The following is a 19,433-nucleotide window of genomic DNA, read 5'->3' on the forward strand; positions in this document are numbered from 1 at the left end:
AGGGATTCCGGCCACCGATACCAGACATACCATGCCCCACCACCTGATGAATCTGCGCCACGTACCCGATGACGAGGCGGATGAAATCCGCGAATTGTTCGACTCCCATGACGTTCGCTACTACGAAACCCCACCCAGCCGCTGGGGGATCAGTATGGGCGGCTTCTGGGTTCATGACGATGATGAAGCCGCCCGGGCGCGGGCATTGCTGGAAGAGTATCAACACCAGCGCCGGGCGCGACAGCGGTCGGAATACGAGCACGAACTTGCCGCGGGTCGTGTTGGCGGATTCTGGTTCCGGTTGCGGCAAAAACCCGTTAAGACACTGGCGGCCTGTCTGGCCATTGTTGTCATTGCCGCTCTCAGTCTGCTGCCCTTCGTTAAAATCGGCTAGGATCCATCGGCCGATGACCGACTGTGTCGGCGCAGGAAATCTGCCGCCTTATCCACAGCTGATCCTGCAGTCAGGAAACTGGTCAGGTGGCCACGAAGGTGCATCCGATAGAGTTCATTGTCCACACCGCTTGCGCTCAGCGCCTGCTGCAGGCGTTGTGCCTGAGCGAACGGCACCAGCATATCCATGCCGCCATGGAACAGAAAGAATGGCGGCGCGGACGGAGTGACATGGGTCACCGGTGATGCCTGGCGGTAGATATCCGGAATCTCTTGCTGTTCTCCTCCGAGAAACTGCCTGATCAATCTGCCAGATTCAAACGCTTCTAAATCCGAAGGAATTCCGCCGGCGACGACGGCTGTGGGGCAGGTCTGGTTGCCGCCATACGGAGCATTCAGCGGACTGTCGGAGCTGGCTACCAGTGCCATCAGGGCCACCAGATGAGCGCCGGATGAGAAGCCAAAGGCGCTGATGGCGGAGCGGTCCAGTCTGTATTCGCTACCGTGTGTGTGAAGCCAGCGCATAGCCATCTGTACGTCGTGAAGCTGTGCGGGGAACGTATACTCCGGCGCAAAGCGATAATCGACGTTCATCACCGCGAATCCCCGACTGGCCAGCTCCCTGGCAATCCACGCCATATCCTTGCGGGAACGTCTTTCCCATCCGCCGCCGTGCACCAGTAACACTGTGGCACGTTTGCCGTTGGTGTCAGGAAGGTAGAGGTCGGCGTAGAGCGTTTGCGGCCATTCCTCGGGGGTATAGGCAATATTGGTGAGCACTCGGAAATCGGTGCGTGGGTGATCCGGCAAGGAATCCGGTGCACTGGAGTGAGTGGCACAGCCCCAAAGGCTGCTCAGCATCAACAGCATGATGGTTACCCGGTGACGGAATGGGATGGACATTATTAGCTCCCGAGGGGGTGGGTCCAGGTTAGTCTTGGACGATTTACGGCGCACAATAAAGATTGGATGAAGCCAGATCAGTGGTTTTGATCGATGTTGCCGGTCTCACTGGCGGCGCTTGTTTGAATTTCCGGACGGTGTCTGAATATCCGGACACTGACGCTAATGGCCTGTTTTCAGGCCTTCAGAGCATTATTGCTGACCCGTGAGTGTCCGAAAACCCGGATAATTCCCGATAAGTTTCTCTTTGGGTTAGTAAATATCCAGCATTTTCAATGTGTTGGTGAGTTGGCACAGCATCCGCATAACAGCTTGTCAGGCCAGAGAGCCTGAAGTCGGCCTGATCGTTAACAACAACAAACAAGGAACGAATCATGAGACGATTGCTGCTATGTACCCTGATCGGTGCAACCGGGGCTGCGTTCGCCGCTGGCAATGAGGGCAAGCCTCCGTTCAACGAGTTACCCGATTTTATCTCCAGTGAAGTCTGGCAAACATCGTATGACGGCGTGACCGACGATCTGCTGACAGCTGGCCTTGGTGGCGACGGTCTGGCCAGTCCAACCCCGCCGGCCTTTGATGATGCCCTCAACCCGACCCCCCGGGAACTGCGACGGCTGGCGATCTACAATAACTACCGCGCGCTGGTGGACACCGCGCCGGGCGGCGGTTATGGCACGTTCTTTGGGCCCGCTGTCGGAGTTGACGGAAACGGTATGATTGCCGGTGAGGAGTCCATCGCGTTGATGGTGGTACCTGGCCATGATGTGCCGGTGACCGTGATGGTCCAGGTGCCGGACAGTTTCGAACCCCGTCAACCCTGCATGGTGACAGCGCCTTCTTCCGGTTCCCGGGGTGTGTACGGCGCAATTGGTACCGCCGGCGAATGGGGCCTGAAAAAAGGCTGTGCCGTGGTCTATACCGACAAGGGCACCGGAACCGGAGCCCACAACCTGGTGACCAACAGCACCCAGAGAGTCGACGGTACCCTTACCACCGCTGACGACGAGCCGGTGCTGTTCCGGGCCGGTCTGGATGATGCCGCGCGGGCGGACTTTAACAGCCAGTGGCCGGACCGGTTTGCCTATAAGCATGCCCACTCCGGAGTGAACCCGGAAGCCGACTGGGGAACTCATGTGCTGCAGTCGATCGAGTTTGGCTTCTATGTGCTGAATGAGACGTTCGGTCGTGAACTCGGTAATGGTGAGCGATTGATCACCATCAAGCCCAGAAACACCCTGGTGATTGCCTCAAGCGTGTCCAATGGCGGTGGTGCGTCGGTGCGGGCGGCTGAGCAGGACGACCAGGGGCTGATCGACGGTGTTGCGGTTTCCGAACCCAACGTCAACCCGCGGGTGAATACTTCGTTCACCATCCGTCAGGGGGATGGCCCGGTCATCTCCGGACACAGCCGTAGCCTGCTGGATTACACCACGGCGTTGGCGGTGTATCAGGGCTGTGCCAACCAGGCACCGGCCATCCGCGATGTGGCACCGTTTAACTCGGTGTTTAACCCGCCGGCCATTGGCGGAAACATCTGCGATTCGCTGGCCAGCAAGGGGCTGGTGTCCGGTGTTACCACCGATGAACGTGCCACCGATGCCCTGCGGATCCTGAACGAAGACTTTGGCATCCAGCCCGAGCAGAACCTGCTGGCGCCGGTGCATTTCGGCCTTTCGGTGGCACAGGGTATCTCGATGACCTACGCCAATGCCTATGGCCTGGCCGGTGTCGAGGATCGGGTTTGCGGTTTGAGTCTGGCGGCGACGGACGGGGCCGGTGCGGTGGTTCCGTTGGCGCCGGCCCAGGAAGCCGCCCTGTTCTCGGCCAGCAACGGCATTCCGCCGAGTGCCGGAGTGAATGTGGTGAATGACAATGCCCTGGGTCAGCCCACCCATCTGGCCATGAGTGCCTCGGTCAGTACCGGTCAGCAGGACTATGGCCTGGACGCGCTGTTGTGTTTGCGCAGCCTTGCGGAGGGTGTCGATGTCGCAACGGGTAATCCCCTGGCAAACGACGCCGCGGCTCTCGCTGCCGCCATCGATCAGGGTATTGAAGCCATTCGTGCCAGTGGCGACCTGCAGGGCAAACCGGCCGTCTTCGTCACCGGTCGTGCCGACGCGATCCTGCCAATCAACCACACCTCCCGGCCCTACCTGGCCCTGAACCGGATGGTTGAGGGGAATGGTTCCGGGCTGCGTTATTACGAAATTCTCAACGCCCATCATCTGGATGTGCTGAATGGTTTTCCGGGCGTGGCGGAGCGTTATGTCCCCTTGCACCATTACTACTTCCAGGCGCTGGATCTGGTCTATGAGCACCTGACCCACGGCCGTCCTCTGCCCCCGAGCCAGGTTGTGCGAACGGTGCCGCGGGGTGATATAGCCACGGCGTTATCGGAAGCCAACGTGCCGGATATCCAGGATCAGCCACCGGAGAGTGATTTGATCGTGTTTGCTGATAACCAGCTGAATATCCCTGATTGACGGGCCGCCCAGGTTTTGTACCATGCAAGACAATCTCTCTGGCGGTAACCGGTACATGACACAGCTATTTGCCCACAATAAAAAGAATGGCCTGACTCGAGAACTCATCGAAGCCCTTATCCCGATGTTCGAGGAGGCCAGCGCGGGGGCAATCGCGGTGGGGCGTGACAACCGGATTACCTGGATTAACGCCAGTTATTCCGATTTGCTGGGATTCAAGTCCCCATCGTCGGTGATTGGCCGGTTCGTGCGGGACGTGATCCCGCACACCCGTATGCCGGAAGTGGTGGAAACCGGCAAACCACTGTTGCTGGACATCATGGAGCACCAGAACCAGCAGTTTGTGGTCAGCCGCCTGCCGTTTTTTGATGAAGACGGTGAGATTGTTGGCGCGGTGGCCTTTGTCCTCTATGACGACCTGCAGCCGCTGACCCCTCTGGTCAGCAAGTTCCGGCGTTTGCACCAGGACCTGGCTGCCGCTCGCAAGGCGTTGGCAAAAAAGACCCGGGGCACCCGCTACAGTCTTGGCGACTTCGTTGGTGCCAGCCCGGCGTCCCTGGAGGTCAAACGCCGTGCCCGGCTGGCCGCCGGTCGCGACATGCCGGTGTTGCTGTTGGGCGAGACGGGAACCGGCAAGGAGGTGCTGGCGCAGGCTATTCATACGGTCTCCGGGCGCGCGGATAAGCCCTTTGTGGGGGTCAACGTGGCGGCCATTCCAGACAACCTGCTGGAAGCGGAGTTCTTTGGTGTGGCCCCCGGCGCCTACACCGGCGCCGACCGCCGTACCCGTGATGGCAAGTTCCAGCTCGCCAACGGCGGTACCCTGTTCCTGGATGAAGTGGGCGATATGCCACTGCCATTGCAGGCCAAGCTGTTGCGGGCCCTCCAGGAAGGCGAGATCGAACCCCTGGGTTCCAACAAGGTGGTGTCAGTGGATGTCCGTGTCATCGCGGCCACCAGTCGCAACCTGGAAACCATGATGGCGGAAGGCAGCTTCCGCTCCGACCTGTATTATCGGCTCAATGTTCTGGAAATTCCGATTCCGCCTCTGAGGGAGCGGCTGGCGGACCTGGGTGTACTGTGCGAAGCCTTGCTCGAAGATATCTGTGATGGCCTGGAAATACGCGGTGAGATTACCGATGCCGCGGTTTCGGCACTGGGAGGTTACGACTGGCCGGGCAATATTCGTGAATTGAGAAACGTGCTGGAGCGTGCGCTCACCATGGGTGAAGACAACGGACTCCTGGATGCCGATGCCATCTTCAAGGTGCTTCCCCGTAACGGGTCACGTCCACAGTCATCCCTGTCTCCCCGACCGGTCAGACCGCTGGCCCAGGTGATGGCGGAGGCCGAAGCTCAAGCGATTGAGTCGGCGCTGGTGGCCTGCCGGGGCAACCGGACCCGGGCTGCCAAGCTTCTGGGCATCTCCCGTTCCGTTCTGTACGAAAAGCTTGCCCGAATGTCCTGATTTCAGGACAGTTGTTCGAAGATCAGGACAACTGCTTACGACATAGGTATTAATGTGTCCTGATTGCCGGACGATTCGGCATTCCCTTCCTTTGTAATAAATCTTCTATATTTATGATTTTAATGATTTTTACTGGTCTGGCACGGCACATGCTAAATCCCTGACGCAGGACGTCAGAACAACGCGGAAAACAAGACTGGCGCTCAACGTTGGACCCATAATTTGTATTGTCTGTCTCGTTTTCTGCGATGTCTGACTACACTCAGACTAGGACCGTCAGTCAAGAACCGGCGGCCGGATAAAACAACAATGCTAGGAGACTTGCCAATGAAACTCTTCAAGGCTCTCGCCGGGATTACCGGTGCGATCGCCCTGTCCACAGGGTCGGCGTTCGCGGACGACCTTCGCTGGAAAATGCCTGTTGCCTTCGCCACCAATCTGCCAGGCCTCGGTTCTCCCGCAGCCTGGGTCGCCGACAACCTGACCACTGCTTCTGATGGCAGTATTCAGGTCCGTGTATACGAGCCGGGCAAGCTGGTGCCCCCTTTCGATATTCTTCAGTCTGTTTCCGACGGTAAGGTATCCGCCGGCTATACCTGGATCGGCTACGACCAGGGCAAGGTACCTGCCATTCCCCTGTTTGCGGCTGTGCCTTTTGGCATGAAGCCCTGGGCCTATATTGGCTGGTACTACTACGGTGGTGGCCACGAAATGCTGCAGGAAGTCTACGACAACAAGGGCTTCAAGGTTCATGCCCAGTTGTGCGGCATTATCGGACCTGAGACTGCCGGCTGGTACTCGAACAAGATTGAATCCCTGGATGACTACAAGGGGATGAAGATCCGCTTTGCTGGTCTGGGTGGCAAGGTACTGGAGAAGCTGGGTGCCTCCGTCACCATGATGCCGGGTGGTGAGCTATACCAGGCCCTGGAAAAAGGCACCATCGATGCCACCGAATTCTCCATGCCCGCCATCGATCAGATCCTTGGTTTTGACCAAGTGGTCAAATACAACCTGTTCCCGGGCTGGCACCAGCAGTTTACCGCCCAGTACATGCTGATCAACAAGGATGAGTGGAACAAGGCTACCAAGGCGCAGAAAGCCCTGGTAGAAGCCTCGTGCACCGCGGCAACCACCCGTGGCTTGGCTGAGGGTGAATACAAGAACGGTAAGGTTCTGGCGGGCTTCCAGGAGAAGGGGGTCCAGGCTGACCAGATCCCCCGCGAGGTTCTGGAAGAGCTGAAAGCGGTCACCGAGGAAGTGCTGGAAGAGGAAGCCTCCAAGGATGCCGATTTCAAGCGCGTCTATGAAAGCCAGAGTGAGTTCATGGAAACCTACAAAGTCTGGGATACGCGCGCCTATGTCCCGGCGGACCTGTAAGGTTCGGGGCTGACCCTGGGACACCGGAAGGAGAATTCCGGTGGTCTCTGACCAAGTCTGGATGGCCCTGCGGGGCCATCCTTGTTTCAAGGCAGGCTTTCTGAACGAGGAACTGTTGTATGGCAGTGTCTGATAAAGACTCACCGCCCGATGTGCGGCCATCGGTGTCGGACGCCGGTCAATTTATTCATCATCACACGGAGTTTCCGACAACTTGGCTCAGCCAGGTTTTGGACGCTGTGATTTCTGCAATAGGCAAGAGTGCCTCCTGGCTCTGGGTTGTGGTCACCGGCGTGATCATCTATGCCGTGGTGGGCCGCTATGCCTTTGGCCTTGGTTCGGTGACGCTGGAAGAGGTCCAGTGGCACCTGGCCGGTGCAGGCTGGTTACTGGGGCTGGGCTACACGCTGGTGACGGATGATCATGTGAGGGTGGATGTACTCCATGAACGCCTGTCCCTCGGAGGTCAGGCCTGGATTGAACTGTTCGGTCTGGTATTCCTGTTGTTACCGTTTCTCGGGCTGGCAGTATACGAAATGGTTCCCTACGCCTTCAGTTCCTGGCAACAGGGCGAGACCAGCCAGGCACCCGCCGGGCTTCCACACCGCTGGATTCTCAAGAGCATTCTGGCATTGTCTTTTGTCCTGCTGATTCTGGCTGCCCTATCCCGCCTGCTGAAAGTCACTGCCCTGCTTTTCGGCTTTCCAAAGCCAATCCGGATCGAGTCCGGAAATAACAAGAAAGAGGATGCGTCCTGATGGAGCTTGAAACCCTATTTGTAATCGGCATGTTCCTGACGTTTGGGGCATTGTTGATGACCGGTTTTCCGGTGGCCTGGGTGTTGGGTGGCACTGCGGTCATCTGGACGGTTGTCGGTGTGGTGGCCGTTGAAAATTTTGGTGCCAATTTATGGTTCGATTATCCCTCCTCCATGGGGCTGGTGCCTGAGCGGATATGGAAAGTTGTAAACAGCGAGACCCTGGTGGCTCTGCCCATGTTTATCTTCATGGGCATCATGCTTGACCAGTCCGGTGTCGCCGAGCGACTGATGAACGCCATGGTAAAGCTCTTTGGCGCGGTTCGCGGTGGCTATGCGGTCACAGTGATCGTTATCGGTGTGCTGCTGGCAGCCACCACCGGCATTATCGGTGCGTCCGTGGTACTTCTGGGTATGCTGTCATTGCCCGTGATGATGGAAAACAAGTACGACAAGGGGTTTGCCGTGGGCACTGCCTGTGCCACCGGCACCCTGGGGATCCTGATTCCCCCATCCATTATGCTGGTGCTGATGGCAGACCGGCTGGCGGTACCAGAGGCATCGGTGGGCGATCTGTTTATGGGCGCCTTCTTCCCCGGTTTAATGCTGGGCGCCATGTACGTGGCCTATGCCATTATCCGTCCCCTGTTGCAGCCCCACATTGCGCCGGTGCCTGAAGGTACTCTGAAGGTATCCTGGGGTATTGTCTGGGAAGTGGCCAAGGCAGTGGTGCCCACGGCTGCGTTGATTCTGGGTGTGCTTGGTTCCATCTTTGCCGGTATAGCCACGCCCACGGAGGCTTCCGGCGTTGGTGCCCTGGGCGCTCTGTTACTGGCCCTGATGGCAAGACGCCTGAACCTGAAGGTGCTCAACTCATCGTTGCAACAGACCACTCGTACTTCTGCCTTCATCTTTGCGATTTTCCTGGGTGCGACAGCATTCTCTGTGGTACTGCGGGGCCTGGGCGGCGACCAGGTAATCGAAGACGCGCTGCTGGGCCTGCCCTTCGGCCCCTACGGCGTGGTACTGACTATCCTGTTCGGGGTTTTCCTGCTCGGTTTCTTCCTGGACTGGGTTGAGATTACCCTTATCATCCTGCCGCTGGTGGCGCCGGTGGTCCAAACGCTGGGTTTTGATCTGGTGTGGTTCACCATCCTCTTTGCCATGTGCCTGCAGACGTCGTTCCTGACGCCACCGGTAGGCTTCGCCCTGTTTTATATCAAAGGTGTCGCGCCGCCGGAAATCAAGGTGATAGACATCTACAAGGGGGTTATACCCTTCATCATCATTCAACTGGTCGGACTGGCGATTGTCTTCGTGGTGCCCGAAATTGCGACCTGGTTGCCGAGCGTGGCTTACAATTAAGGAGAAAATATCATGCGTCTGGAAAACCGGATTGCGCTGGTTACTGGTGCTGGCCGCGGCATCGGTCGGGCGATTGCCGAACACTATGGGCGTGAGGGTGCAAAGGTCGCGGTTGCCGACCTGACCCTGGAGAGCGCCCGCGACACCGTACAGGCGATAGAGGCCAGCGGCGGTACCGCGATGGCCCTGGCGATGGACGTCACCAATGAACAGGCGGTTGATGATGGTGTAGCCGCCATTGTCGAGCAATGGGGTGGTCTGGACATTGCCCTGGCCAACGCCGGTGTCCAGCATATCGACCCGGTGCACAAGCTGGCTTTCGCGAACTGGAGCAAGGTCATGAGTGTCCACCTGGACGGTGCGTTCCTGGTCACCCGTGCCGCCCTGCAACACATGTATGCCTCCGGCGGGGGGACCATGCTGTATATGGGGTCGGTGCATTCACTGGAGGCGTCCCCCCTGAAAGCACCCTATGTGGCCGCCAAACACGGTATGCTCGGCCTGTGCCGTGCGGTTGCCAAGGAAGGTGCCGAGCACGGCGTGCGCAGTAACATCATCTGCCCGGGCTTTGTCCGGACACCTCTGGTGGACAAACAGATCCCGGAACAGGCAAAGGAACTGGGTATATCCGAGGAAGAGGTGATCAGCAAGGTGATGCTGAAAAATACCGTGGACGGGCAGTTCACGACCCTCGAGGACGTATCCGAACTGGCCGTTCACCTGGCTGCCTTCCCGTCCGCAGCGCTGACCGGTCAATCCATTGTGGTCAGCCACGGCTGGCACATGCAGTAATCAACAGGAGAGACGGATGAGCAACACAGAACAATCACCGGTAGTCTGGTCTCCCTCGGAAGACACCCTGACCAACTGCCAGATGGCCCGCTTCAAGACGTGGCTGGAAGAGCAGGGCTTCGGGCCTTTCGCCGATTACCACGCTCTGCATCGGTGGTCTATCGACGAGCTGGACACCTTCTGGGCGAAAGTCTGGGACTATTGTGGCCTGATCAGCGACAGGCCGGCGGAACAGGTGCTGGGCAGCCGCACCATGCCGGGGGCCGAGTGGTTCCCCGGCATGAAAGTGAACTTCGCCGCCAACCTGCTGCGCCTGGCCGACGGCGACCAGGCCGATAGCGAAGCGGTTGTTACCTATTGTGAGACCCGACCGGTGCTGCGCCGCAGCTACGCCGAACTGAAGGCAGACACCGGCGCCCTCGAGGCCTTCCTGCGGGATCGGGGCATTCAGCAGGGCGATCGCGTGGCCGGCGTGGTCACCAACGGCTACGAAGCCCTGGTCGGCATGCTGGCGGCCACCAGCCTGGGGGCCATCTGGAGTTCCGCGTCGCCCGATTTCGGCGTCGGCGCGATCCTCGACCGCTTCGGCCAGATCGAACCCTCCGCGCTGATTGTGGTGAACGGTTACGGCTACGGCGGCAAGGTGTTTGCCCGTCAGCAGGATTTCGCCGAACTGATTGCCGGCCTGCCAACATTGAAGTGCGTGGTCAGCGTTCAGCAGCTGCCGGATCAGGCCCCCATCGACGGTGAGCGCGTCACCACCTGGGAAGACGCGCTCACCTTCGGTGTCGGCAAGGCGCCTTCCTTCACGCCGCTGCCACCGGATCACCCGGTCTACATCCTGTATTCCTCCGGGACCACCGGCAAACCCAAGTGCATCGTCCATGGCGCCGCGGGCCTGCTGGTCAACCACGCCAAGGAACTGATGCTCCACGGCGATGTCGGTCCGCAAGACCGTTTCCTCTACTTCACCACCTGCGGTTGGATGATGTGGAACTGGCAGGCCTCCGCCCTGTTGACCGGCGCGGCAGTGATCACTGTGGATGGCTCTCCCGGCTACCCGGATCTGAACTTCCTGTGGGACACCGTGGCCAACGAAAAAGTCACCCATTTCGGCACCAGCGCCCGCTTCCTGGCCGGCTGCCGCAAGGCTGAACTCAGGCCTGCCCAAACCCTCGATCTAAGCGCCCTGCGGGTACTGTTCTCCACCGGCTCGCCGCTGTTACCGGAAGACTACGACTGGGTCTACAGCGACGGCGCCCCCGGCGTACTGCTGGGTTCCATCGCCGGCGGCACCGACATCTGCGGCTGTTTCGTTGGTTCCACTCCGCTGCTGCCGGTGCGCCGTGGCGAAATTCAGTGCCGCTTCCTCGGTGTTGACGCCGTGGCCTACGGCGACGACGGCAAACCGGTCAGCGAAGGCCGCGGCGAACTGGTCTGCCGCCAGCCGCTGCCCTCCATGCCCGTATGTTTCTGGCAAGACCCGGAGGGCGAGCGATACCGCGATGCCTACTTCAACACCTTCCCGGGCGTCTGGGCCCACGGTGACTTCATCGAATTTACTGAGCATGGCGGCGCCATCATCTACGGCCGCTCCGACGCCACCCTGAACCCGGGCGGCGTAAGAATCGGCACCGCGGAAATCTACCGTCAGGTGGAAACCGAAGCGGCAGTGAAGGACAGCCTGGTCATCGGTCGCCAGATCGACGGCGATGTGGAAGTGGTGCTGCTGGTGGTATCGGCTGACGGACAACAACTCGGAGAAGACCTGGTCAAGCGCCTGAAAACCCGCATTCGCGAAGGCGCCAGCCCGAGACACGTGCCCAAGCACGTGATCACCGTGCCGGATATCCCCTACACTCGCAGCGGCAAGAAAGTGGAACTGGCCGTCGCGAGGCTGATCAACGGCTCCGCCCGCAGCGACAACCGCGATGCGTTGGCCAACCCGGAGGCGCTGGATCAGATCCGCGAATGTTTGGCAGAGGCGAATTTGCTGCCGAAGGGGTAACCGTAGGTTCAGGGACAGAATTGCCCGAGGCATATCAAGGAGGATGGCCGGGGGAGTCTCCCAGAAACAGTCAGGGAAGCCACGCTTTCCGTTTTTGGGAGACTCCCCCGGCCATCCTCCGAGCCCCCAAATCCCAAACCCAATGTCCGAAAGTTTCGTAAAATCCTGCCTTTTCATCACCCTGTAACAGGTTTTAGCGCATTTTTAGTCCGTTGTTATACTAAGATCGTACCCAAAATCCACGAAAAAATGGTATCTTAGTAGCCCTATCAAAAGTTCCCGTATCAGTCATTGCTCAGGTTGGGCGTTCACAAGACACCTGACCCCGCCATGACCGTCCTGAACTCACACTCTAGCCTGAGGACGAAAATGACAACATCGAAAGCCAAGATTGTCTACACCCTGACCGACGAGGCACCAGCCCTCGCCACACGCTCACTTCTACCCATCCTTGAAACCTATGCCAAGCCGGCCGGCATCGAATTCGAAACCAGCGACATCTCCCTGGCGGCGCGTATTCTGGCAGGGTTTCCGGATTACCTGGAAGAAGATCAGCGGGTTCCCGATGCCCTGGCGGAGCTGGGTGAGTACACCAAAGATCCGGACGCCAACATCATCAAGCTGCCCAACATTTCTGCCTCCATCCCACAGTTGCGCGCAGCCATCAAGGAACTGAACGAGCAGGGTTACAAGGTTCCCGAGTACAAGGAACACCCTGAGACCGAGGAAGAGAAAGAAGCTCAGGCCCGCTACGCCAAGGTACTCGGCAGTGCCGTTAACCCGGTGCTGCGGGAAGGTAACTCCGACCGCCGTGCGCCGACCGCAGTCAAGGCGTTTGCCCGTAAACACCCCCATTCCATGGGTGAGTGGAGCCCGGCTTCCCGCACCCACGTAGCCCACATGCGCGGCGGTGATTTCTACTCCAGCGAACAGTCCGTGACTCTGGACAAGGCCACCAATGCCCGCATCGTGTTCGAGAACAGCAAGGGCGAACAGACCGTACTGAAGGCTGACCTGCCGCTGCAGGAAGGCGAAGTGCTCGATGGCATGTTCATGAGCAAGAAAGCGCTGATCAAGTTCTTCGAGGATGCCATTGCAGACTGCGAAAAGACCGGCGTCATGTTCTCCCTGCACGTGAAAGCCACCATGATGAAAATCTCCCACCCGATCGTCTTTGGTCACGCGGTGAAGGTTTTCTACAAGGAACTGTTCGACAAGTACGGCGACCTTTTTGACGAAATCGGCGTTAACCCGAACAACGGCCTGTCTTCCGTCATTGAGAAGATCAAGCAACTGCCGGAATCCAAGCAGGAACAGATTCAGGAAGACCTGCACGCATGCTACGAGCATCGCCCGGAAATCGCCATGGTCGACTCGGTGAAAGGTATTACCAACCTGCACGTGCCGAGCGACGTCATTGTTGACGCCTCCATGCCGGCGATGATCCGTAACTCCGGCAAGATGTGGGCCCGTGACGGCAAGCTCAAGGACACCAAGGCGGTGATGCCCGAGTCCACCTACGCCACCATCTATCAGGAAGTGATCAACTTCTGTAAGACCCACGGTGCGTTCGATCCAACCACCATGGGCACCGTGCCGAACGTCGGTCTGATGGCTCAAAAGGCGGAAGAATACGGCTCCCACGACAAGACCTTCGAAATGAAGGATGACGGTGTGGTACGCGTGGTTGCCGAAGATGGCACCGTGCTGACCGAACACAAGGTCGAGAAAGGTGATATCTGGCGTGCCTGCCAGACCAAGGATCTGCCGATCCGTGACTGGGTCAAGCTGGCCGTTAACCGTGCCCGTGCTACCGGCATGCCGGCGGTGTTCTGGCTGGACGACGAGCGTGCCCATGATGCCCAGTTGATCAAGAAGGTCCAGGCGTACCTGAAAGACCACGACACCGAGGGTCTGGATATCCGTATCATGTCTCCGGTTCGCGCCATTCGCTGGACCATGGAACGCCTGATTCGCGGTCTGGATACCATTTCCGTCACCGGTAACGTGCTGCGTGATTACCTCACCGACCTGTTCCCGATCCTGGAGCTGGGCACCAGCGCCAAGATGCTGTCCATTGTCCCGCTGCTGAACGGCGGTGGCCTGTACGAGACCGGTGCTGGCGGTTCCGCACCGAAGCACGTGCAGCAGCTGCTGGAGGAAAACCACCTGCGCTGGGATTCACTGGGTGAATTCCTGGCGATCGCGGTTTCCCTGGACGAACTGGGTGAAAAGCATGGCAACGAGCGTGCGCGCCTGCTGGGGCAGACTCTGGACAAGGCCACCGAGCGCCTGCTGGAGAACAACCAGTCTCCGTCCCGCGTGACCGGCGAGCTGGACAACCGTGGTTCCCACTTCCACCTGGCTCGATACTGGGCGGAAGAGCTGTCGAAGCAGGACAGTGACAAGGAGCTGAAGGAGTTCTTCAGCAAACTGTCCAAACAGCTGGAAGAGAACAAGGACAAGATCCTGGAAGAAATGAGTGTGATCCAGGGTCATCCTGCGGATATCGGTGGTTACTACCACCCGCCGGCGGATAAAGTCTGTGCGGTGATGCAGCCGAGCGAAACCCTGAACAGGATTCTGGCGGAAGCCCGCGATTCTGTGAAGTAACGGCAAGGCTGGAAGCGAAACCGGGCAGCTGCGAGGCTGCCCGGTTTTTTTGTGCCCGGCTTTCACGCTAGGCCTGCAAGGGTGCGAACCGTGCTGCGGTGAGTTTGGCCAGGTCTTCGGGTGACAGTTCGATTTCCAGACCACGGCGACCGGCGCTGACGAAGATGGTGTCGAAACTCCGGGCAGAGTCATCAATAAAGGTTCTGAGCCGTTTTTTCTGGCCCAGTGGACTGACGCCGCCAAGGACGTAACCGGTGCTGCGCTGAACGTCCTGTTTGTCCGCCATCACGGCTTTCTTGCCGCCAGCGGCTTTGGCAACCAGCTTCATGCTCAGCATGGAGTCGACAGGAACGACGCCAACCGCCAGGTCTTTGCCATCGATCGCAACCACGAGGGTTTTGAAGACTCTTGAAGGGTCTGCGCCTATTTTCTCTGCCGCTTCAGTACCGAACGATTCGGCTGCGGAATCATGCTCGTATTGGTGAATCCGGTGACTGATTTTTGCTTTTTTTGCTGCGTTGATGCCTGGCGTCATGGCTCGGGTCGGGCTCCACTATTCGGTGAACGGGTGAAACTCTGCAAATCTTCCCATGACCGTGGTCGGGAAGACCAGAGTCCCTGACCCCGTATGCAACCGAGTGTTTTCTCAGCACTTGTAACCGGTGCTCGACTAACTGGCCGAGAATGACTATTTTCAATGGGTATCACGCTTCCCGGCGGGTTAAAGGATGTGCCCGCCGGCCATCAATTATCAGGATAGCTGCCCATGAGGGACCAGAAGAACCGGTACAGGCCGTTGCAGCGAACAGTCTGCATTGTGTTGGTGTACCTGTGTGCGGGGTGGCTCTGGATTACTTTTTCGGACGCCGTTGCTGAGGCCTGGTTTTCAGACACCCGGATGCTAAGCCGTGTTCAGACCTGGAAGGGGTTATTGTTTGTGCTGGTAACGGGAGCGGTGTTGTTTGCCGTGTTGCTGACACAATTCCGGAGAGACTGCAGCTTAATCAAACTTCAACAGGATCAGCGCGAGGCGTTGCGTCAGCGGGAAAGGCAGATGGCAGTGTTGATGGGTAACCTGCCGGGTATGGCCTATCGCTGTCGGTTTGACGAACACTGGACCATGCTCTTTGTCTCCGAGGGCTGTCAGGACCTGACCGGGTATGCCCCGGATGAATTGGTGAACAACCGGGTTACCAGTTACGCCAGCCTGATTGACGCTGAATCCAACGATGTAGTGAGTCGTGAAGTGGAAACCGCGGTGGCGAAAGACGAGCCTTTCTCCATCGAGTATGCATTGCGGCGCAAGGACGGCCAGACCCTCTGGGTCTGGGAGCGTGGCCGGGGGGTCGATGATGACGGAGAGTTGGTGCTTGAAGGCATTATACTCGACATTTCCGATCGCAAGGCACTTGAAGAAGAGCTGTCTGAACTGGCAATCCGCGATCCCTTGACCGGTCTGAATAACCGTCGCGAAATGACGCACTTGCTGGAAGAGGAGGTTGCCCGTGCCACGCGCTATAATCGGGATCTGGCGTTGCTATGGATTGATTTCGACCATTTCAAGGACATCAACGACAGTTTCGGTCATGCGGCCGGTGATGCGGTATTGAGAAATGTCAGCCATCTTCTGCTTGAGGGTATCCGCACCGTGGATTCCGTCGGGCGGTTTGGCGGTGAGGAATTCGTGATCCTGTTGCCGGAAATGGGGGTTGAAGAGGCCTATGAGGCCGCGGAGCGTTTGCGCCAAAGGGTCTACGAAACTCCGATACCATTGGATACCGGTGAATCTGTTCCGTTGACCATCAGTATTGGTATCTCGGTATTCCCACAACATGGCAGGACTCCGGAGTCGTTATGCGCGGCTGCCGACAAGGCGATGTATCGGGCCAAGCAGTCCGGTCGTAATTGTGTGGTTGTGGCGTCTGCACCTGCCGAGGCCCATAATTCCTGACTGTTGCGGTGGAAAGAGTGACATTGCTGCCACCGGCCCTCCGGCCAATGTTCCGGCTGGGGTCAGCGTTGATCATAAAATTAAACAACCTGAACCCAAGGCTTATGATGAATCGAATTGCCCGTCGTGCACTGCATACCTGCCAGGTACCCAAGGATCTTTCCGCCATTACCTACAGGGACTCAAACGGAGAAAATCCGGACGCTGTCGGCGTGGACCCTCAGCTGGTGGAAGATATCTGGGCGAGCGCAGAACGACTGTACCGTACCGGTGTTCACCCTGGTCTCCAGTTATCGGTGCGCCACCGTGGTGAACAGATATTGCACCGCGCGATCGGGCATGCCTCCGGTAACGGTCCCCATGAACCGGCCAACGCCGTTCAGGTACCGATGACCACGGATACGCCCATCTGCTATTTCTCGGCCTCGAAAGCGGTGACCGCGCTGTTAATGCATATGCTTTCGGAGCAGGGATTGGTGAACCTGATGGATCCAGTGTCCTATTACTGTCCCGAGTTTGCCGCCAATGGTAAGCGAACCATCACCGTGCACCAGATCCTCTCCCATCGCGGCGGGATACCCGCCATCCCCAGGGAAACACCGATCGATGCACTGTGGGACCGAGACGAAATCTGGAGGATTTTGTGCGATGCCAAGCCGGTGGAGGTCGATGGTTCCAAAGTGGCCTATCATGCCATTACCGGCGGGTTTGTATTGCAGCGCGTGCTGGAAAAGGTCACTGGTGACACTATTGAGAATTTCCTGGACCGCCACCTGCGCCAGCCGATGGGCATGCGCTGGTTCACCTACGGAATTTCAGCGGACAACGTCAATGACCTGGCCACCAACTACGCCACCGGCCCAACGCCGAGATTCCCGGTGTCCTGGATTGTGAGCAGGGCTCTGGGCGGCGACATTCATACCATCGAGCAAGCTGTCAATGATCCCCGTTTCCAGGAGGCGGTGATTCCAGCGGGGAATCTCTGTGGCACCGCCGAGGAGATGGGCCGTTTCTTCCAGATGATGTTGAACGGGGGAGTCTGGAACGGTAAACGTATATGCAGCGAGATGACCATTCGCCGTTCCATTCAGCAGTTCGGCTCCCTTCAGATTGATCGCACCATGATGATCCCGATGCGGTTCAGTGCCGGTATGATGTTGGGCGGTAACCCGGTCGGGTTGTGGGGGCAGCAAAGCCGCTACGCGTTTGGCCACATTGGGCTGATCAACAAACTATGCTGGGCCGATGCTGGCCGGGATATTTCCGTGAGCCTGCTGAACACCGGCATTCCCATTGTCGGCCATCACCTGCCTGCGCTGGTGAAATTTGTCTATACCGTGTGTGACCGTTTCCCGCTGATTCCCGAAGATCAGCGGCCACTGGTCGCAGCTTGAGGCAGTTCAGAGCGTACGTAACTGTTCTTCCAGTATCCCCAGCACTGACGACAGGATGTCGCGGAAGTCGGTCAGTGTCTGGGTTCGCTGGATCACATCTTCCCGATACTCATCCAGCCTTTCGAGCTTGGGCACTACCCGACGGATGCCTTCGGTGATGACTTCGTACGGGTAATGGTGATCCATGACACTGAGTTTATTGATCTCCGCCACTTCCTGACTGAATATGCTGATGATGTCATACAGCATGTCCTTGTGCTGGATGTTACTGGCTTCCCAGTACGCGTCGTCCAGAAGCTCAAGTAACGAGAGGTATTCCCTCAGGGTGTCGGCAACGGAAGTCTGACTCATGGATGGCGCCCATTCGATTGGTGAGTTTCTGCATGGTTCCCCGAAACTATAGCAGGTCAATGCCTGCCCGTTGCGCAGGAAGGTCATTACCTGTCCTAAAGGAGATGTGAAACTAAATTCATTGTTATTGAGTTCTGTCTGACAGTTGTGCAAAATTCCAATGTGCGTTACGGAAAACCACCACTCAATGGAAGAGATGTGTGATGGACAACAATCCTCACTCCCCGCCAGGGGAAGATGACAAGCGCGTGGTCAAGCTGGACCACCATGATAGTGTGCGGACCCATGTGCGGGAGCAGGTCAGTTCCGAGGTGAAGCGCCTTGAACATCGTATCGAAACGCTGCGTCTTGTCAGGGCACCCCATGCGGCGATCATGATTTCCACCTATGAACGGATGCTGGACCGAAAAAAAGGCTTCCTGAAGAGCTGGGGGCTGAGGGACGGTAACGGTTACTGACGGTGCGCGATAGCGATGCTGTGATAGCTTTCGGCTTCCTCGCCGTTTTGCTGGTTGCCACAATGATCCGGGTTGGCCGTGCGCTCTCCGTTGTCCTCCAATGTTGGCGGCTCGTCCTTTGATGTGAATACCTGAACCCGCTGATCGTAATAGTTCAATACCACCCTGATGCAGTCGGGCTCCTCGCCTCGAATGACGATGCCGCGGGCCTGGGTCAGTGTCAGCGTATCCCGTTGGGTGCCAATGAATTCCTGCAGTAACTCCACATTCCCCCGGGTACGGCCGGCCAGGCTTGCGGCGGCAAATTCCGGCTGATTGAATCCGCTGGTGCCGAAGGAGCTCGCGTCGTAGCGACCGCTCCAGGACGCGCTGGCCAGCTCTGCCGGGTTTTCCTCACCTTCGGCGGGTTGTCTGGCAACATACTGTGTTGCCCGGAAAATCTTGCCGAGGTTGGGGGTGTTGGTCCAGTCCAGCATGGGGTATATCCAGGTGCGATCCGCAGCGGGCACATCGCTGTCACTGTCACTTTCGGTAAAGCGGATCAGTGCATCATTGGCCGGCGTGTTGTAGCTTGCGGCCTCATCCTTGTTGACACTGTCCCGCATGAGCTGACGGCCCTCATTGAAATTGTCGACGATCCCGGAGCGAATCACCTCGTTGATCAGGTCAAGGGGATTCCGCACGCTGGTATAGTCGGTGCCATCTTCGCCGGGCGTGGCGCCAAGGAAGGGATTCAAATGCTCACGCAGCGCTTGCGCAATGCCGGCATCTTCACCGTCAGTGGCGGGCTGGATGCCACGATAGAAATCCCTGAATATAGTGTATTGCAGGACCGGTGCCAGTCCCTCGGTATCCTGGAGCCGGAAAGTCGTCAGGGGCAGGTCCACGTCCGTCGCCGGATTGAGGTAGCCATCGTCGCCGGAGCTGTCAGGACCGCACCCCGACAAGCCCAGGGTGATCGTGGCAGTCACTGCGAAAAAGCAGGAGTGTCTCATTTCTTTCGGCCCCAGGGTGCGAAGAAGGTGATTAAGCGCTAAAGTGACGGTCTGCGGAGCGGGAATGCCCGGCTCCGGTCCGACTGCTGACAATAAACCATAAATCAGGTGTCTACCCT

General features: G+C 58.2%; 16 protein-coding genes. 12 read left to right on the forward strand and 4 right to left on the reverse strand.

Annotated elements, in window-relative coordinates; all coding sequences use genetic code 11:
- The first annotated feature begins 31 nt into the window (after nt 1-31).
- Nucleotides 32-394, forward strand: a complete 363-nt coding sequence (locus tag EHN06_RS00505; protein ID WP_127329190.1) for a DUF6164 family protein — start codon at nt 32-34, stop codon at nt 392-394.
- Here the strand turns inward: EHN06_RS00505 and EHN06_RS00510 are convergent.
- Nucleotides 391-1,296, reverse strand: coding sequence for an alpha/beta hydrolase (locus tag EHN06_RS00510; protein ID WP_228257369.1), 906 nt, complete (start codon nt 1,294-1,296; stop codon nt 391-393). The two genes, EHN06_RS00505 and EHN06_RS00510, sit on opposite strands and share 4 nt — an antisense overlap.
- Before the next feature lie 374 nt (nt 1,297-1,670).
- Between EHN06_RS00510 and EHN06_RS00515 the strand changes: the two genes are divergently transcribed.
- The 8 genes from EHN06_RS00515 (at nt 1,671) to EHN06_RS00550 (ending at nt 14,165) form a co-directional block, all read left to right on the forward strand.
- Complete coding sequence (locus tag EHN06_RS00515; RefSeq protein WP_127329192.1) at nt 1,671-3,782, forward strand: 3-hydroxybutyrate oligomer hydrolase family protein; 2,112 nt, start codon at nt 1,671-1,673, stop codon at nt 3,780-3,782.
- Nucleotides 3,783-3,837: 55 nt separating this feature from the next.
- Nucleotides 3,838-5,250 carry a sigma-54 interaction domain-containing protein gene (locus EHN06_RS00520; RefSeq protein ID WP_127334290.1) on the forward strand — a complete coding sequence of 471 codons (1,413 nt, stop codon included), beginning with the start codon at nt 3,838-3,840 and terminating at the stop codon, nt 5,248-5,250.
- A 327-nt stretch (nt 5,251-5,577) separates the two neighbouring features.
- The gene (locus EHN06_RS00525; RefSeq protein WP_127329194.1) at nt 5,578-6,630 is read left to right on the forward strand and encodes a TRAP transporter substrate-binding protein; all 1,053 of its coding nucleotides are present in this window, start codon (nt 5,578-5,580) and stop codon (nt 6,628-6,630) included.
- Nucleotides 6,631-6,749: 119 nt separating this feature from the next.
- Nucleotides 6,750-7,388 carry a TRAP transporter small permease subunit gene (locus EHN06_RS00530; protein ID WP_127329196.1) on the forward strand — a complete coding sequence of 213 codons (639 nt, stop codon included), beginning with the start codon at nt 6,750-6,752 and terminating at the stop codon, nt 7,386-7,388.
- A complete protein-coding gene (locus EHN06_RS00535) occupies nt 7,388-8,752 on the forward strand; it encodes a TRAP transporter large permease (RefSeq protein ID WP_127329198.1) in 1,365 nt (454 codons plus the stop codon). The genes EHN06_RS00530 and EHN06_RS00535 overlap by 1 nt, the downstream gene beginning before the upstream one ends.
- Before the next feature lie 12 nt (nt 8,753-8,764).
- A complete protein-coding gene (locus EHN06_RS00540) occupies nt 8,765-9,544 on the forward strand; it encodes a 3-hydroxybutyrate dehydrogenase (protein ID WP_127329200.1) in 780 nt (259 codons plus the stop codon).
- 16 nt (nt 9,545-9,560) lie between these two features.
- Nucleotides 9,561-11,552, forward strand: coding sequence for an acetoacetate--CoA ligase (locus EHN06_RS00545; protein WP_127329202.1), 1,992 nt, complete (start codon nt 9,561-9,563; stop codon nt 11,550-11,552).
- A gap of 369 nt (nt 11,553-11,921) precedes the next feature.
- Nucleotides 11,922-14,165, forward strand: coding sequence for an NADP-dependent isocitrate dehydrogenase (locus EHN06_RS00550; RefSeq protein ID WP_127329204.1), 2,244 nt, complete (start codon nt 11,922-11,924; stop codon nt 14,163-14,165).
- 67 nt (nt 14,166-14,232) lie between these two features.
- On the opposite strand, the gene ybaK is transcribed toward EHN06_RS00550, so the two are convergent.
- Nucleotides 14,233-14,700 (reverse strand): Cys-tRNA(Pro) deacylase, encoded by a 468-nt coding sequence (gene ybaK, locus EHN06_RS00555; protein ID WP_127329206.1) that lies wholly within the window; start codon nt 14,698-14,700, stop codon nt 14,233-14,235.
- A gap of 231 nt (nt 14,701-14,931) precedes the next feature.
- On the opposite strand from ybaK, the gene EHN06_RS00560 reads away from it, so the two are divergent.
- Together EHN06_RS00560 and EHN06_RS00565 are read left to right on the forward strand one after the other, a co-directional pair.
- Complete coding sequence (locus EHN06_RS00560; protein WP_127329208.1) at nt 14,932-16,116, forward strand: sensor domain-containing diguanylate cyclase; 1,185 nt, start codon at nt 14,932-14,934, stop codon at nt 16,114-16,116.
- A gap of 107 nt (nt 16,117-16,223) precedes the next feature.
- Nucleotides 16,224-17,510: a serine hydrolase domain-containing protein gene (locus EHN06_RS00565; protein ID WP_127334291.1), complete on the forward strand. Its 1,287-nt coding sequence runs from the start codon at nt 16,224-16,226 to the stop codon at nt 17,508-17,510.
- A gap of 6 nt (nt 17,511-17,516) precedes the next feature.
- On the opposite strand, the gene EHN06_RS00570 is transcribed toward EHN06_RS00565, so the two are convergent.
- Complete coding sequence (locus tag EHN06_RS00570; protein ID WP_012138211.1) at nt 17,517-17,861, reverse strand: hypothetical protein; 345 nt, start codon at nt 17,859-17,861, stop codon at nt 17,517-17,519.
- A gap of 203 nt (nt 17,862-18,064) precedes the next feature.
- Between EHN06_RS00570 and EHN06_RS00575 the strand changes: the two genes are divergently transcribed.
- A complete protein-coding gene (locus EHN06_RS00575; RefSeq protein ID WP_127329210.1) occupies nt 18,065-18,319 on the forward strand; it encodes a hypothetical protein in 255 nt (84 codons plus the stop codon).
- On the opposite strand, the gene EHN06_RS00580 is transcribed toward EHN06_RS00575, so the two are convergent.
- Nucleotides 18,313-19,314: a hypothetical protein gene (locus tag EHN06_RS00580; RefSeq protein ID WP_127329212.1), complete on the reverse strand. Its 1,002-nt coding sequence runs from the start codon at nt 19,312-19,314 to the stop codon at nt 18,313-18,315. The genes EHN06_RS00575 and EHN06_RS00580 overlap by 7 nt on opposite strands.
- Nucleotides 19,315-19,433 lie beyond the last annotated feature (119 nt).

Origin of the sequence: Marinobacter sp. NP-4(2019) (genome assembly GCF_003994855.1) — a bacterium.
In the GTDB taxonomy this organism is placed as follows: domain Bacteria; phylum Pseudomonadota; class Gammaproteobacteria; order Pseudomonadales; family Oleiphilaceae; genus Marinobacter.